Annotated in this window: 8 protein-coding genes; 1 reads left to right on the top strand and 7 read right to left on the bottom strand. The window is 57.8% G+C overall.

Going from position 1 to position 16,289, the window contains the following annotated elements:
* Nucleotides 1-216: 216 nt before the first annotated feature.
* Nucleotides 217-7,107 carry an InlB B-repeat-containing protein gene (locus NE591_RS03760; protein WP_157011882.1) on the bottom strand — a complete coding sequence of 2,297 codons (6,891 nt, stop codon included), beginning with the start codon at nucleotides 7,105-7,107 and terminating at the stop codon, nucleotides 217-219.
* Nucleotides 7,108-7,481: 374 nt separating this feature from the next.
* On the opposite strand from NE591_RS03760, the gene NE591_RS16200 reads away from it, so the two are divergent.
* Nucleotides 7,482-8,678: a helix-turn-helix transcriptional regulator gene (locus NE591_RS16200; protein WP_114548461.1), complete on the top strand. Its 1,197-nt coding sequence runs from the start codon at nucleotides 7,482-7,484 to the stop codon at nucleotides 8,676-8,678.
* Nucleotides 8,679-8,810: 132 nt separating this feature from the next.
* Here the strand turns inward: NE591_RS16200 and NE591_RS03750 are convergent, their stop codons facing one another.
* The 6 genes from NE591_RS03750 to NE591_RS03725 form a co-directional block, all read right to left on the bottom strand.
* Nucleotides 8,811-9,344, bottom strand: coding sequence for an FAD-binding protein (locus tag NE591_RS03750; protein ID WP_371130569.1), 534 nt, complete (start codon nucleotides 9,342-9,344; stop codon nucleotides 8,811-8,813).
* A gap of 97 nt (nucleotides 9,345-9,441) precedes the next feature.
* Nucleotides 9,442-10,092: an FAD-binding protein gene (locus tag NE591_RS03745; protein WP_198160983.1), complete on the bottom strand. Its 651-nt coding sequence runs from the start codon at nucleotides 10,090-10,092 to the stop codon at nucleotides 9,442-9,444.
* A 196-nt stretch (nucleotides 10,093-10,288) separates the two neighbouring features.
* The gene (locus tag NE591_RS03740; RefSeq protein WP_231699539.1) at nucleotides 10,289-11,020 is read right to left on the bottom strand and encodes a response regulator transcription factor; all 732 of its coding nucleotides are present in this window, start codon (nucleotides 11,018-11,020) and stop codon (nucleotides 10,289-10,291) included.
* Entirely contained in the window at nucleotides 11,017-12,759 is a 1,743-nt protein-coding gene (locus NE591_RS03735) for a DUF3365 domain-containing protein (protein WP_114548464.1), read from the bottom strand. Before NE591_RS03735 ends, NE591_RS03740 begins: the two co-directional genes overlap by 4 nt.
* A 94-nt stretch (nucleotides 12,760-12,853) precedes the next feature.
* The gene (locus NE591_RS03730; protein WP_114548465.1) at nucleotides 12,854-13,450 is read right to left on the bottom strand and encodes a 4Fe-4S dicluster domain-containing protein; all 597 of its coding nucleotides are present in this window, start codon (nucleotides 13,448-13,450) and stop codon (nucleotides 12,854-12,856) included.
* Between the two features lie 3 nt (nucleotides 13,451-13,453).
* Nucleotides 13,454-16,120 (bottom strand): molybdopterin-dependent oxidoreductase, encoded by a 2,667-nt coding sequence (locus NE591_RS03725; RefSeq protein ID WP_114548466.1) that lies wholly within the window; start codon nucleotides 16,118-16,120, stop codon nucleotides 13,454-13,456.
* Between the last annotated feature and the right edge of the window lie 169 nt (nucleotides 16,121-16,289).

Below are 16,289 nucleotides of genomic sequence, written 5' to 3'. Positions count from 1 at the left end.
CCTTTCTCATGCTTTACGGTGCGCAAAGCGAAGCGACTCGCCTCGCGCATCGCCGGATCCGCACCATCCGAAGCGAATCCCGTATCGCCCTTTTGCGATGTTACGATTTTACGCGAATCATACGATGCCCGACGGCTGCTTGGCGTCACCCTGCCCTACTTTCCTGCTAAACACGAGAGCTTGTCCTCTCGTAGCTCCATCCGATGATCCTTCCCGCTATTTGGCGTGTCGACCCCTCGCAAGACGGCGCATGCGCCCGAAGGCTACTACCGAAATGCCCGCCCCAAGTGCTGTTGCCACCAAAAGGACGACCACCCACCAACCCTGCGGATCGCCCGTCTGCGGAAGATGGATTAGCGTTTGGAACCAACTGGAACCGCCTCTGCCATTGGCCGCACTCGCGCCATCCGTCGCGGGGAGAATAGCCTGCTTCTCGCGATCGTAACCGCAAACCGAGCACACCTCGTGACGACGCCCATCATCGGCCATCACCTCGCGGAACTCATGAGCCCCCGCAGCCGCCTTGACGTTGCAGACAGTGCACTCGCGCCAGTGCCCCGCCGCATCGGCCTTCCAACCGCCGAACACGTGCCCCACCGACGGGATGGGCGTCGCATATCTCGTTGCGCCGCAATGCTTGCAATGATTCGATTTCAGACCGTCCTCAACGCAGGTAACGGGCTTGTCTACCGTGAAATTCGCCTCCCACTCGTGGGGAAGAACATCGAGCGGCCGTCTTTCAACGGCGTCACACGTAGTGCAGGTGCGCTTTTCGGTTCCTTGCTGAACGCAGGTCGAAGGAGTTTCGACAGCCCAGTCGCCCCAAACATGCTCCTGATACCCCCATGCCGCGTACACCGTTACATCGGCATCGACAAGCTCCACGCTATTAACATAGGCGTGGGAGGCCGCTCCATCGCGAGCCATGCCCTCATCGGCAGAGGTGGGCGCCGCCTCATGATCGAAGATGCCGTCGACACGACTGAGCGTCCAGCCGAGGAACACCACTTCCTTGCCGTTCAGGCCGCTGTGAGTGGGCCGAGCACTGCCGAGAGATACCGTGTCGCCGGCAAGATGAAGCCCCTCATCAACGGGAAGCCCCTTAACTGTACCATTTTCCTGAGCGTTTCCGTCGTAGATGATCTTGTATGACGTTTCGGAGAAATCAGGTACTCCGCTATTGTTGCGGTCCTGTGCCCATACGGCATAGAGAGTAAGGTCTTCCGTTCCCATGATAATTTTGCCCGAGACCAGCGCCTTCTTTGCTTCATCTCGCTGCTCCGCTGTAAAGGCATCTTCGTGCTTAGCCCGACTCCAACCTGCGAAGATTTCTGTGATGCCGTCGGGATTTCTGGGCTGCCGGCTGAAGCCCGTATCCGACGTCAACGGAACCGGCGTGCCCTTCCTGATGTCGGTCTGGCCTGCCGGGGCAGAGCCAACGCCGCCATTCAAATCGTAGGAAAGCGAGTAGGTCTCCAATACGTCGGCGACATTGTTCCTGTTGTCGTCATAGCCCCAAGCGGCATAGACGGTTTTATCGGCATCGTCGAACGCAACGCTCGTTACCAAGGTCGGCTCGTCATCGCTGCGGCTCAGGATCTTGGCGGGCCGCTCCGTCCAACCAAGGAAAGCGATGCTCTTGCCGTCGGCAGAGTGATAGATTGGCGTAGCGGTGCTGAGCGTGACGGTTTCACTCGTCAGATGGATTTCGCTATCGCTGGGCAAGCCTTCGATCGACCCTCCCGACTGCGCGTTGCCGTCATAATTGATCTTGTACTGCGGCTCTTGATAGTCCGCCACGTGGTTGCCGTTGCGGTCGGCAGCCCAAACGGCATACAACGTTCTGTCCGCCGTATCGAAAATGACGCTCGTGCCTGTGATGAGAGCCTGCTTGAGCTCCTCCTTCTGGGCCGCCGTGAAGGCATCCTCGTGTTCCGTGGCGCTCCATCCGACGAAAAGCTCATTGGCGTTGCGACGGAAACCTGCCTCCGTGGTCAGCTTGACTTCACTGCCTTTCGCGATATTGCTCACTTGCGCTGGAGGCGTTCCGCTGCCTCCGTTAAGATCGTAGATGAGAGAGTACGTTTCCAGCGCATCGGCCACGCCATCGTCGTCTTCGTCATAGCCCCAGGCAGCGTAGACTGTCTTGTCAGCAGCTCCAAAGGTGACTTCGGTAACCGTAGCCGGCGCCTCATCGGCACGGCCGAAAATTGAATTCGTTTGCGTTTCGGTCCAACCGATGAAAACCACTTTCTTGCCATCTACATCGCTATGCGTGGGCTTGGCGTCGCTCAAGGTCACCTTGTCGGAGGGGATGTGCGCTCCGCTGATCGTGGGCATCGCGCCAACCGTGTCACCGTCTCTAGCGTTGGCTTCATAGGTCAGCTGATATTCTTCTGTGTAGTCAGCTACTTTGTTCCCGTTGCGATCGGCGGCCCAGACGGCGTAGACGTTGGTATTGCCATCTGCATCGGCGTACTTGCTCGTATCTTTAGCGTCATCCGCAGAAACGTCGGCGCCTGGCTTTGACAGCATCGTCACCTCTGTCACGATGCTGTCTTTCAAGTCATCGTGATCCGCCTTGGTTTTTATCACACGGTCAAGGATCGGCGTAGTGCTCCAGCCGACAAAGATGTTGGTACCGTAAGTAAAGGTATGGTTTTTTACCTCAGCGGCAGCACTCGATGCGTCGTCATCATGCCCCAGGCTTTTACCGGAAACCGCACCGTTGGTGGAGAGCTGTTCCTTTGCCCCTATCACATGATGGTGGGGACAGATGATGTCGGTATAGTCACCATTGTTGCCGTGATAACGGACATGGACGGCATCGTCGTTGTAATCCGGATTGCTGTTACCATTGGCATCCATCGCATAGACGGCATAAAGGTGGACGTCATGATCGGGCATGTCATGCTGATCCGTAGAGATGATCTTGCCGATGGTTTCTTGAGTCGCATCCTCCTGAAGAACGTCCGCGATTTTCTCCAGGCTCCAGCCGACAAAGATCGTCTTCTCTCCCTTGTTCAGACTGCTGGTGCCCGTATAATTTGGCGAAACCTTCTCGCCTTCAACATGCTGCGTGGTTTCCGGAGCACCCGCTCCGGTTCCGCCGTTCAAGTCATAGGTCACCGAGTAGAGCTTCTTCACCTCGGCAGCAAAGGTCTTGTCATCCGCATTGATTACCTGCTCCTTCAACTGGTCAGTGGTATACGTGGTGGCTTCGTCTGTCCAGTTCCCCGTGAATCTCCAGCCACTCGAGGCCGTAACCGTCGGAATGCCCTCCTTCAGCGCATCGTTGTGCCACACCTTGGTTGAAGAGGCGCTCAGCGTTGCGTTTTCTGCACTAAAGGAAACAGTATGGGGTTGCTGAAGACCAATCGCCAGATCGGCGGTGCCTTTGCCTGTTCCTTTTTCAAGCGTCACCGTGGCCGTAGCGGTCGTCTCGTCATCACCCAGACCAAACGCCCCTCCACTTTCTGGTAGAGAAAACTTCAGCGGATTATCGCCGTTGGCATCGCTGCTGCCGGGGTTGGCAACAATCACATGGTAGGTATCTGCCCGCCGGCCCGTGAATTTAAACACACCCGTTTCGGTAATTGTCTCGTGGCTTTCGGTGTCGTCGGCGCCAACTCCATTCTGATGAGGTGCACTTACTTTAATCTTACCGGTATAGAGATCATCCGCGTCTTCCGTATAGACGCCATCGAAGTCTTTATCAATAAAGACCTTCCCTTCAATAACGCCCGTCTGGAACTCAACTTGAATGCGTGACAAGGGGTTGTGCCCCTGATTGAGCGTGCTGCCCACGGAATAGGGAGACACGCCGCAAGGCCCAAAGTTGACCACGCTGCCCACAAGATCGGCGCTGCTGTCAAACTTTGGACTCAGACGCAGGTTAACTTTTAGATCCGCATCCTCCGGAATGCTTTCGGTATCACTCGTAGCCGCGATGCGAATCATTTTCACATCGCCCCAATTGGTAATTTTTTCTGCCGTAACATAGTTATCATTCGTAACAGTACTATAGTGAAAAGAATCTCCAGGGGCTGCGCTTGCATCAACCTTGGTGCTGTACGTTACCTGAATATGATTGCGGACTGCAGATGCACCGCTGAGCGTCGGTTCTCCCGTCAGCATCATGTCAAAGTCAAATGCCTTATCTTGCATATGACTATCCCAGAAATCCCCCTCTTTGGGCACCGGAATAAAGTAATAAAAGGCCTGCGCGTCGTCCTTGGAAAAAACTCGTCCAGTTTCATTCTTGAGGGTAAAAAGCATGTCCACAACATGATCCGCATCTTTGAGATAGACCTTGTCGCCCTTTTCCTCGAAGTTTGAGTAGTCGCCTGCGTCATAGTCTGGTTCCGTGTTTGACTTGTCCAGCATTCTTGCGCCGAAGGTGAAGGTCAAGCCCAGCCGGGCCGCCACCACCGAGAGCTTCGCGCCCTTTGCGTTGACGTTGAAGGTGCTGTACCGCACCCTATCATCCATAACCTGATATTGGGCCAGGGTGCCGTTGTTGGATGTGGAGGTCAGGGATGCGCTCTTGAACCGTACGCAGTCCCGCATATCCAAGGTCATGGCATCGGCGTCCTTGGCGATCTCCATATCAAAGGAAATCCCGATCTGGTACTGCCCCAGCCCGTCGGTGAACCAGCCAACCTTTGCGGGGTTATCCGCGTCCATAAAGGTGATCTTGTACAGCTTATAGCCGGTTTCGGCAGCAGATGTTACCTCCACAAAGCTGTATGAGTCTTTGGCAATCTCGGTCCTTTGGGGACTCGTTACCGTCTCCGTAACCGCGTCGAGGAGGAAAACCTTATCCGCCATTCTTCCAACCTCTTGGTATAGCTTGAGGTTTTTGACCGTGATCTTTTCCGGCAGACGGATATAGATTTCCTGATCCGTTGTAATATTGTTGGAAGAATAAGGATAAGCGGACGAGCTGAGCAGACCGTTGAAGGTAATGGTCTCTCCCGCTGTTGCGGAGGTCTTGCTCAGGATCGGCACCCGCTCCAAGGAATTCTCCTCGTACGCCTGCTCCATGGCCAAGGGGATCTCGCCCCTTGTGTTTGTGACCTTTACGGTATAGTTGCCCGATTTGGCCGTGCTATCACCTGAACCGGTATCGTACATTTTCATGGAAGCAAAGTTGGAATACGTAGCCTCGTCTGCGGTCAGCAGCTTGCCGAAGGTGGTAGCATATCCCGACGTGGGATCCTGATCACGGGAGGACACATAGCCCACGTAGTCCTTCTCATAGCTGCCTACGTTGGCCTTGATCTTGGTGAAATACTCGCCCTTGCCAAGTCCTGCCATCTGGGTGGTAAAGGCGACAAAGCCGCCGCTGCTGATGAGGGTGCCGTTGTACTTTTGTTCGGTTGGGTTCGTTGTCGTCGTGTACCAGACTTCCACAACATTGCCCGTGGTTGCAGGAATCTTCTGGGCGGTGACGCCGATTTTATCATTGTTTCCATAGGTGAATTCCACCGTCTTATTGGCGCTCACGGCGCCGCCCTGGTTGACCACATGGAACTGTCCCAGATAATAGATAATATTGGAATCGCTTGCGTAATTATTATAGATTGGCTGATTGTTGGCTTTTCCATTCACGCTCATGCTCTCTCCTGCTTGAGCAGTGAAGCTGAGCGTAGTGCAGTCGCCATTATAGAGATACCACGTACTGTCATCCTGCCAGGTGATCGTTCCGCCCACTGCGGAGGCATCGCCAGTAGTGGGCGTCTTCCCCTCGTAGCATCCGGGGGCTGTCTTACCGGTGTTGAGAATCGAATCGCTGCCCCACCTGACGGCATTTGTAGTTGTGATGTCACAATCGGACGTCCACTTAAAATAGGGGGTAAAGTAATCCTGCGCATACTCCAGGTACAAGTTTTCCCAGGTCAGTTTAACAGTGTGATTGGCATCGTCTACCGTCTTTGTGAAGTTAAAGCCGTCCTTATAGCTATCGTCACCACCCTTGTGGTTTTCCGGATCCAGCAGGTTGAGCCTGGTAGACTCTCCCGCAGGATCCCAGGTGATATGATCGAGTTTCGCATAAATATTGTTGCCATTTTCTGTGTAGTATGGCAAGGCAATGGTGAGCTCCAGCTTCTTAAAGAACTGGGGCATATCGATGTAGTCCTTGTCCGGGTTTATCCAGATTTGCCGCAGGGCAAAGGGCTGATTCGCCGCCGTGGGTACACCAGTCTTCACGCCAATCCGGGACAGTCTGGGGCCGGTCTGGATCGCTCTGTTGTCACTAGGCGTATCATTGTATTTGCCCGTAATCTTTGGAGTGGCAGAGATTGTCTGATATGTTCGATCGCCTGTGTAGACTTCGATTTTGAGCGAATCCTTAAGCTCCTGCTCCTTTGTTCTGTTCCAGAGAACGGTGTCCGGGGCCAGAACGATATTAAAGCTGTTCTTTTCCGCCGTATTTTTGAGAGAATAGGTGATGGTGCCATTTGTGGGGTGGTAGCCGCCGTAGTTGTTCACACTGTGCAGCTGGTCAATGCTTTCAGGCGTTACGCTCTCCGCCATGTCACCCCGCTCGGGGATGGGGTACTCCACCACGGTCAGCCCGTCGGGCACGGTGATCTCCACCTTTTTATTCGCCAGATTCAACTCGCTTTCCACCTCAATGTGCAGGGTGAATTGCTTGTTGAAGTCGACGGAGAAGGAGCTATCATTTGCCAAATTTTGATCGAGTACACCTTCTACCTTAATCAGGGCAGTCGTAATTCGCATTCCCTCAACCGCTCTCTGACCTCCAGATCGGGCGGCTAGGAGATTGGCACCCCGGCTCGCAATCTCCTTCAGGGCGGCATCGCTCCCACCTTCGGCAGCCACCTGCCAGAGCGCGTCGTCCTCAGCAGGAACAAGGCTGGAAGGCGCGGCGCTCAACGAGGCGGTATCCTGCAGGACGTCCACCACATCGAACCCGTCCGAACCCCCAGTAGCCGCAAGGGCGCTCGACACACCGCAAACACCCGCCAGCAACAAGCCCGCCGCCAGGGCCACCGTCCGATTCCTCAGCTGCTCTTTGCGCCTTTGGCGGCGCTTTTCCATCAAGCTTTCCTTGCCATGATATTCGAAACGAGAAACCATAAGACCGTTCCTTCTCGCACGTATTTCGCTCTCTCAAAAACCCTTCGATTTTATCAAGAACAGATTCGGCATAAGTGGAGGTTAAGCCTGATAAAACACTCATATTGGTTTCAAAACGGACACAAAAATGAATCCCTTTTCCAGGGGCTCGAAAGCCGTCTCATGCCGCGGCCTCTTTCTTGACAAAAAAACTTCCAACGGATAGGCTCGGCCCCAGGTTTGCTACATTGTCTTCCACGAGCAAATTGCAGAGCCCGAGACCAAACCCGCAGGAAGCATATCCAGCGGGCCAGAAAATGCCCGTCTAACAAAAACGGATACTTGGGCTTTTCTCGACCAAAAGACATGGTTTGCTTATTTCAAGGGAGGGGATCGTGCAAATCAATCTGAAGGCCCATAGGGTCAACCGGAAACAGGCAGCGCAGATAGCCCTACTCGATGCCATCATCTGGCTCTGGCTGCATCAAATTAATTACGACAGCCTTTTCACCGTATCCTTTATCGACTCTGTTGCAACGCCCGCCATACCAGGCCCACTCATCGGCATCGCCTTGGTCATAGGCATAGGCCGGGCGCGATGGGATCGCATCCCCAAAGCCATTCGCATCGGCGGCGCCCTTGCGGCCACGTTCACGACCCTCGGCTTGGCCCTAGAGCCCCACATGCCCATCTCCAGTGCCACACTGCATGCGACGCTCATTCTTTCCTTGACCGTGGCTTGCACTTTCGCCGCATTGCTTCGACTGGAGACCTTGGCGAAATGCGATGACTTTTCCACGCTATCGGTGGCGCTGTCCGGCTCGCTGCTGCTTTTCTACCTGTTAAACCTGGGGCTCTTGCTCGTGCCGCGAGCCGTATACGACGCTTGCATCATAGCCGCACCCCTCGTCATGCTCGCAGGCGCAAACAACCCCGCACCAAGTTCCACACGCCTGGGGCCTCTGCCCAAGAAGGTACGCCTGTCCTCGCCTATCGTCGTACCGTGCCTCGTCGGTCTCGCAACCGGTTTGGTGGTGGCACTCGGCACGGTATCCATGGCCACCTCCCCCTCGGAGCTGTTCACTCGCCCCGCACCGCTGTTCCTCATCTCGCAGCTGCTCTTCCTGCTGCTCGGCATTATCACGGCGTTCGGCCTCGATTTGCGGAAGGCCACCTACTTCGCCCTCATTAACCTATGCTGGGGCCTCGGCATTGCGATCGGGCTGATCGGCCGTGAGCATTTCATCCCGCTGCCAGACCCTATTCTCGTTGATCTGTCTTCCTTCGTGTGCCTTCTCACCCTTGTGGGGTTCTTCGCCTTCTCGGGGATATGGGTGAACACTCTGGGACGCGCGGCAAGCATGAGTCGCGAATCGGCCGTAGAGGACGTAGCTCGAAAGGCAGGCCTCACCAAAAGGGAGACCGAAGTGGCGTCCCTTCTCCTAGAGGGACGAAGCCTGCGCATTGTGCAGCAAGAGCTGTTCATCTCGGAGGGCACGGCCCGCACCCACGCGAAGCGCATCTACGCGAAACTCGGCATCCACTCCAAACAGGAGCTTATCGACTACTTCAAGCAGAACCTCCCTCATTAGCAAAAGGAATGCTCCCCATTAAAGCGCCTTCCTTCCGTTGATAAAGGAGGCGGCTTCGCCGAAGCGAAGCCGCCAAAGGGAAGGGTATGGGCTGGCAGCGTAGGGAGGGATCCGCTGCCAGCAGAAGTTGGCTTAAGCCTTGGCGGCCAGGACGTGGTTCACGGCCACCCAGCTCATGACGGCGCCCGAACCCAGGCTGATGCCGCCGTGCACGTACGTTCCACCCGATACGCCGGAGGAGCAGTTGCCCACGGCGTACAGGTGCTCGATGGGCTCGCCGTTCACGTTCACGACCTGAGCGTTCTCGTTAATGGTGAGACCGCCGGCGGTGCCGCAGGTGCCGGGCACATACACGGCGCCGTAGAACGGGCCCGTGGCCAGCGGCGCGAGCACCGGGTTCGCCAGATCGGTTCGGCTACCGGCCATAACGCCGGTGGTGTTGATGTCCAGGTGCTTCTCGCCGCGATGGTACACCGGGTCAACGCCCTTGGCAGCGTTCTCGTTGAAGGTCGCAATCTCGGCAGCGAGGCCAGCCGCGTCGATACCCAGCTTCTCGGCGAGCTCTTCCAGAGTGTCGGCCTTCACGAAATGCGCCGGCACCTCCGACGGGTCGGAAGCTTCTCCGCCGTAGGTCTCGTTGAAGTAGCTGTCCTCGCCATCGCCCACGGCGCCTACCGTGTGGCCGGGAAGCGAGTAGGTAGCCCAGCAGGCAGCATCGCAAATGAAGTAGGCGGGGATGTTCACATGGCCCGGCTCGCCCGTGTCATAGTAGGCGAACGCCTGGTTGAACAGGTCGTAGGGACATCTGATCCCACATCTGAGCAGCCGAGAGCGAACCGCTGGCGTCGGCGGCGCCGAGGCTGCCGCGACCCATGGGAATCCAGCCATCCATGGGCTCGTAGTAATCGCCGAATAGCGGCGAGGCTGCGAACTTCCAGCCCATCTCCTCAGAAATCCAGTCGATGAAGGTGCTGCCGTTATCGATGAACGAGTTGAGCACAGCCTGATCGACGCGACCGTCGGTGGCGTTGGTGAAGTACTTGACCACCTCTTCCTTGCTGTCGGTGATGCCGGCGTCGGTGGCGGCGTAGGTCAGCGGCACAGCCAGGCCGCCGCCCGAGGTAGCGGCAGTGCCGCCCCACATGGTTCCCTTCTCGACAAGGCACACCGATTCGGCGCCCTTGGCCGCGGCGACCAGAGCCGCGAACGCACCGGTGCCCGAGCCGATGACGAGCACGTCTACTTCCTTATCCCAAGCAACATCGGCGCCGGCGCTCGCCTTCGCGCTCGCGCCCTTTTCCGCGCCCGTCGAGGGGGCACAACCCGTCAGTGCAGCAGCACCTCCCAGCGCCAGACCAGAGAGAGCAGCCGTCTTCAAGAAGTCGCGACGACCCATTCCCTTGATTTCTCCCATTACTTCCTCCTTTCGGCGAACCAGCGTCCCTGCCGGTTCGGTTACCCCTGCATCGTAAGGACATTGGCGCCTCGCCGTCAGTCTCACGAAAGCGGCGATATGTCCTAAAGCACTCATCCGAAAGGTATGATTTTAGGGAAAATGGCCGATCAGAACCAAAAATGAGAAACGCAGCGACAGCCTATCCCGTCACTCGCTACTCTGCCGCCAGCTTATAGCCAACGCGCCAGACAGTGAGCAGATATCGCGGCTCGCTGGGATTGTTCTCAATCTTTTCGCGGATCTTGCGCATGAACACCGTGATGGAGTTCTCATCCACCTCCGCCGTCTCGCCCCACAGGTGCTCGTAGATGCGGCGTCGCGTGAACACCTCTCCGGGGCTTTCGGCCAAAAGCGCAAGTATTTCAAATTCCTTAGCCGTCAGAGGAACTGTCTCGCCGTGCAAATGCACTTCGTAGCGATCGAAGAACACTTCCAGATCTCCTATGCGGCACGGTTCGCGGCGCGCCAGCTCGCTGGCATCGGTTGAATTTTTGCGCGCATGTTCGATGTCGCCGCGGTGACGCCGCACGTGAGCGTCGATGCGCAGCAGCAGCTCATCGGCGATGAAGGGCTTGGTCACGTAGTCATCGGCACCGGCCTTGAAACCCGTGCTCTTGTCTACGATGTCGTTTTTCGCCGTGAGAAAGATAACGGGAATGCGACGTCCCTCCTCGCGCATTTGCTGGCAGACGTCGAAGCCATTCATGCCGGGCATCATCACGTCGAGAAGCAACAGATCGGGGTGCTCGTCATCCAACAGCCGAAGCCCCTCTCGCCCGCCAAGAGCCCCGCAGAACTCGTAGCCCGCTTCTTCTACGACGGCTCGAAGACTTTCGTGAATGCCCGGATCGTCGTCGATAAGCATCACTTTGATGGGTCGATTCATGATTGTTCCCCCTTCGGAAGGTCTTCGCCACTAGGCCCGCTACCAGATTTCTCGTCCTTCTCTGCCGTTTCTCGCGAAACCGGGCCAGACACAGGGATGCGCACGACAAAGGAAGCTCCCTGGCCCAGCTCGCTTTCCACGCTCACAGAGCCCCCGTGCATCTCGGCGTACTCGCGCACGATGGCGAGTCCCAATCCCGTACCGTTGTAGCGCCGGGTGGATGAGGAATCCACCTGCACGAACTTCTCGAAGATACGTTCCTGATCTGCGGCATCTATGCCGATGCCGCTATCAGCCACCGTAAGCCATACCTCATCGACAGCGTCTTTTGAGCTGGCAGGGTGGAAAGCGGCCCCAAGATGCACGGTACCCCCGTCAGGCGTAAATTTCACCGCGTTGCCGCACAAATTCTGTAGCACGTGGACGAGCTTGTCGAAATCGCCCTGCACGAGCGGCACGTCCGGAGCCACCTCGTTCGTGAACTCCAAATGCTCCTTAGCCGCCAGGGGCCCTACCGTGGCGCGCACGATGCCCACCACATCGCCGACGTCCACCACTTCCAGACTCAGCTTCACGCGACCGGCATCAAGACGACTCATCTCCAGGATGTCGTTGATCATCAGCATGAGCGCCTGGGAGTTAGCTTCGATGCCCGCCAAGGCCTTAGCCTCGTTCTCGTCAGCTCCTGCACGATGCTTGCTCAGCAGATCGGCAAAGGCCACGATGGAAGTGAGCGGCGTGCGCAGCTCATGGCTCACCATAGAGAGGAAGTCGCTCTTGTACTGATTCTCATCCACCAGCTGAGCGTTGACCGCTTCCAGCTGGCGGCGCTGCTGCTCGAGCACCTCGTTAGCCTGCTGCAGCTGAGCCGTCCGATCAGCCACCTCGTCTTCAAGTCCTGCGTAAACATCAGCAAGCTCGTGGGCCATGTCGTTGAAGGCCGTCGTGAGCGAACTCATTTCTTGGGACGATTCGCTATAGCTGAGACGCACATCAAGATTGCCTTCTGACACCTCGTCCACACCGGAACGAATTTTGCCCAAAGGCCGTGTGACCAAATAGGTCAGCGCCACATACACCACGACCAAGCACACCGCCAGCATGACGGCGAAGAACAGGACATCTTGAGCAATGGAATCGCGCTCATTGGCCTGGTACACGTCGAGCGGCATAATGATGCTGATGGCGCCACCGATATCCCCCATTTTCCACCCCTCTTTGGGAGTGCCGGTCACGTCCAGCTCCCCAGCCGGTTCGCCATGGCACTGCAGGCAGGCCTCATCTATGGTCATGGGAGCCACATATCGAAAGACTTGGTGTCCCTCATAGTCGGTAAAGCCGTAGTAGTCGGCACGACTTGCATCGTCGTGGAACGCGGAGAGCGCGGCCGCCTCGTAGCCATCGGGCTCACCAGCTTTATTGCGCGGATTGAAATTCACGAACCGCGTCGTGTAATCGGAATGCATCGTGAAAGACTGACCGATGATGCGACCAGCAATGGCGCAGTGAAGCCCTTGGTACACGCCATCTTCCGTGAAGGCCACTTGGGCCAGGCGGTCTTGATTGGCCACCATGAATTCCCAGACGGCATCCATTTGCTGAGCGAGGGCGCGCGCCTGCTCCCGCAACTCGTTTTCCATTTGGGCATGCTTGTTTGCGGAAGTCCAAACCAAGTTCGCACCGAGCGACACCGCCAGCAGCACGGCGATCAGGCAGAGAAATTTGGTTTTCAGCTTCACTTTCGCCCCCCTTCCACCTTCGACCAGTGTAGCGCGGAAAGCCGGACCGTACGACGGGAGGGAGGTCGCACGGCCCGGCTCGGCGGAAAGGTGGCTACAGAACGAGCTGCTTCAGCTCGCCGGCAAAGGCCGCCTGACGGGCATCGATAACCACCGAGGGATCGGTGGTGGGCTCGGGCAGCACCGAGATCTGGTTCACCCCGTCAGGATGAGCAGCGCGCAATTCCTCGATAGGCCCGAAATCGAGTGCGCGCATGGGGCAAGCCGCCACGCAAGCCGGCTTCTCCCCTGCCGAGCGAAGATCGATGCATCCGTCGCAACGATGCACGACGTTCAACTCCTCGATGAGCACCGGGTGTCCATAGGGGCAAGCCTTCACGCAGTAGCCGCAGCCGATGCACGCTTCATCGTCATGCTGCACCGTGCCGTCTTCCTCGTTGATGTAAGTGGCGCCAGCAGGACACACTTCCACACAGGCCGGAGTATGGCAGTGGTTGCAGGCCCCGGAGTAGTGGAAAGTGGCGGGAGCGGGGAATTCCCCCACTTCGAAGCTTTCCACCCGGCGAAAGAGGTAGCCTACTTCCAGGTCGTTCTTATCCTTGCAGGCCACCTGACACGTACGGCAGCCTATGCACATCTGCTGGTTGAAATAGAATCCCTGCGGGTTCTTGTTCTCTTTCACGTCGGCCATAGGTTACTCACCATCCTTGCAGACAATGCGAAGCGGCTGCTCGGCATCGGGAGCCAAAGCCTCGCCCGTGTACTTCTCAATCTTGCAGAGCGCGGAATTGTAGCCCGACACGCCCTGACCGTTGGGGGCGGGGCCCGTCAGGCAGTTGTCAGCGCCGGCCACATCGATACCAGTCTCTTCGTCCACGGCCACCCACGCGCCGTGAGGCAGAGCCACCACGCCGGGCATGAGGCCCGCATACACGCAGGCGTTGCGCACGCACTGGCCGTAGGGGCTCGAGACGAGCACCGTGTCGCCGTCGGACACCCCGGCCGCATCGGCGTCGGCAGTGCTGATGAACACCGGGTTCGTCCACGCCTCGCGCAACCAGCCGATATTGTCGAACACCGAGTGAGCACGACGCAGATAGTGGGGGTTCATCACCTGCAGGGGATACTCAGCCCCGGACGCGGAGGCGTCCTCGTAGCCGTTGGTCACCTTCACATAGGTGGGAATGGGGGTCACCGTGTCCCAACCCATGGCCGAGAACGTGTCCGCAAGCGTCTGGCTGTATATCTCCAGCTTACCGGAGGGCGTTTCCAGCGGATTAGCCTCGGGGTCTTCCACAAAGTCCTTGAAAGCAATATAGCCGTAGTTGTCGTCGGGAGTGCGCTTGACCTGATACACGCCGAGCTGCTTGAGCTCCTGATAGGCCAGCTTGCCCTCCTGGGGCTCGCCTTCCACGCCCAGCTCGTCGATGTCTTCCTGGGTGATGCCCACGGCCGGCACATAGGTTTTGCCGTCCTCGTCGCACACCTCCATGGAAGCCAGCTGATTGAAATACTGCTGCTTCACATCGAAGGGGTACACATCAGCGCGCGCGATGCCCAGCTTCTCGGCTAGCTCGCAGGCAATGTCCTGGTCGGACTTTGCCTCGTACAAGGGGTCGATGATCTGCTGATAGGCCACCATCATCTCGCGGTTCGACTTATGGCCGAGCGTGCCGCCGAACAGACCGTCGAAGCGCTCCCACTCGGTGGTGAGGGGCAGGATGATGTCGGCATAGCGGGCAGCCGAGGTAAAGAACTGGGCATGGGCCACCACCATGTCCACCTTGCGATGGGCCTCGATGGCGCGGGCCATGCCCACGTTGGTCTGCAGTTTGTTGCCGCTTGAATGGTAGATGACGTGGATGTCGATATCGCGCTTCTCGGCCGGGTCGTAGTGCTTCGTGCCCGTGAAAGTATAAGTGCCATCGATGACAGCATCCCACACCTCGTTGCCATTGATGTGGTCATCCACGGGGTTCTTGATCTCGGGCAGACCGTCCTTGCCGGCCTTAATGAGAGCCGGCCCGCCATTACCCGAAGTCACATGCATGGTGGAACCCGTCATGTGGCCCGACTTGCCCATGTGGCCGCCCATGGCGCCCACGGTCATGACGAGCTGGGGCAGGTTGTCGGTGTTGTTGACGCGGGCCGAGGCAGCCGACACGAGGAAGCCCACCTTGTGATCCTTGCCCATAGCGCGGGCCAGATTGCGGATGGCCTCGGGCGAGGCACCGCAGATTTCGCTGGCCCATTCCGGCGTTTTCGGCGTGTTGTCGTAGGCGCCCTGCACGTAGTCCTTGAAGTTCGTCTGCTGTTTAGCATCGGACGGCATATGCTCGGCATCGAAGCCCACGGTGCAGCGGTTCAGGAAGTCCCAGTCAATGAGGCCCTCAGCCTCGTCGGCCTCCAGCATGGCGTAGGCCACGCCGAGCAGGAAGGCCATGTCGGTGGCCGGGCGAATGGGAATCCACTCCGCATCCAAGGTGGCCGCCGTCTCGCTGTACATGGGATCAACGACGATGAACTTCGCGCCGGCGGCCTTGGCCTGCCAGTAGTTCCACATTTGGCTGCCCGCAGCGCTCCAGGCCGGGTTCATAGCCATCATGACGATGGTCTCGCAGTTGCGCAGGTCGTAACGGTCGTTGATAGTCTGGTCCTGCATGTTGTCGTGATGGAACCCGATGACGAACGGAGTCTTCGACCAGGAGCCATAGGAGTTGGTGTCCCAGAAGTTCGTGAAGCCGCCGAAGGCGCCCATGGTGCGGGTCATCTCGGGATTCCAACCCTTCAGGAGCAGGATGGAGCGGTTGCCATACTGCTCCTTGGCGCGAGTCAGGCCCTGAGCCACCAGATCGAGCGCCTCGTCCCAGCTCACACGCTCCCACTCGTCCTTGCCGCGCAACTCGCCATTGGGAGCGTCCAAGCTCCAGCCGGCGCGCTTGAGCGGATACTTGATGCGATCCTCGGCGAACACCTGCTTGCGCTGGCTGCGGCCGCGCAGGCACCCGCGCTGCTGCGGATAGTCCGGACTGTCCTCGTGGGTGTCGTCGGTCTTCTGGCGCACGACAACGCCGTCTTGCACAAGCACCTTGTTCAGGCAGCGACCACCGCAGTTGTGCCAGCAGGCCGCCGTCTTCCACTCGCCTGACACGATATCGCGACCGACCGGATGGGCAGCTTCAGCATCTTCACCCGTAGCGGCCAAATCGCTCGTAGCCGGAGCGCAAGCAGTCAGCGAGCTAGCCGCGGCCAAAGCCGTAGCAGCCGTAGTGGCTTTGATAAAGCTGCGGCGAGTCAGATGAGCAGCGTTCCGAGTCGTCGGGTGCGAATCAACGTGGAGCGTCTCTTCATTGCGAGCCATAGGTCCTCCTCTTCTCCCTTACTCAGAAGCACGTTCTCCTCAACGTGTCTACAAGAGTACGAGAACCAGACCCCAATAGCCATTACCGCCATCCGCAATCTTTCTTTCCGAATTATTAATTGCCCCGAGGCCAAGCGTTCTTCGAGCGAGTGCAGATAATCCTCTTTGC

The sequence above is a fragment of the Adlercreutzia sp. DFI.6.23 genome (assembly GCF_024462535.1).
Taxonomy (GTDB): Bacteria; Actinomycetota; Coriobacteriia; order Coriobacteriales; family Eggerthellaceae; genus Adlercreutzia; species Adlercreutzia rubneri.
This window is presented reverse-complemented; position numbering and strand designations above follow the sequence as displayed.

What these genes read in the sequence shown, in the direction of transcription:
- NE591_RS03725 (WP_114548466.1), bottom strand. Translation starts at nt 16,120, where the DNA reads ATGGCTCGCAATGAAGAGACGCTCCACGTTGATTCGCACCCGACGACT.
- NE591_RS03745 (WP_198160983.1), bottom strand. Translation starts at nt 10,092, where the DNA reads ATGGGAGAAATCAAGGGAATGGGTCGTCGCGACTTCTTGAAGACGGCT.
- NE591_RS03740 (WP_231699539.1), bottom strand. Translation starts at nt 11,020, where the DNA reads ATGAATCGACCCATCAAAGTGATGCTTATCGACGACGATCCGGGCATT.
- NE591_RS03760 (WP_157011882.1), bottom strand. Translation starts at nt 7,107, where the DNA reads ATGGTTTCTCGTTTCGAATATCATGGCAAGGAAAGCTTGATGGAAAAG.
- NE591_RS03730 (WP_114548465.1), bottom strand. Translation starts at nt 13,450, where the DNA reads ATGGCCGACGTGAAAGAGAACAAGAACCCGCAGGGATTCTATTTCAAC.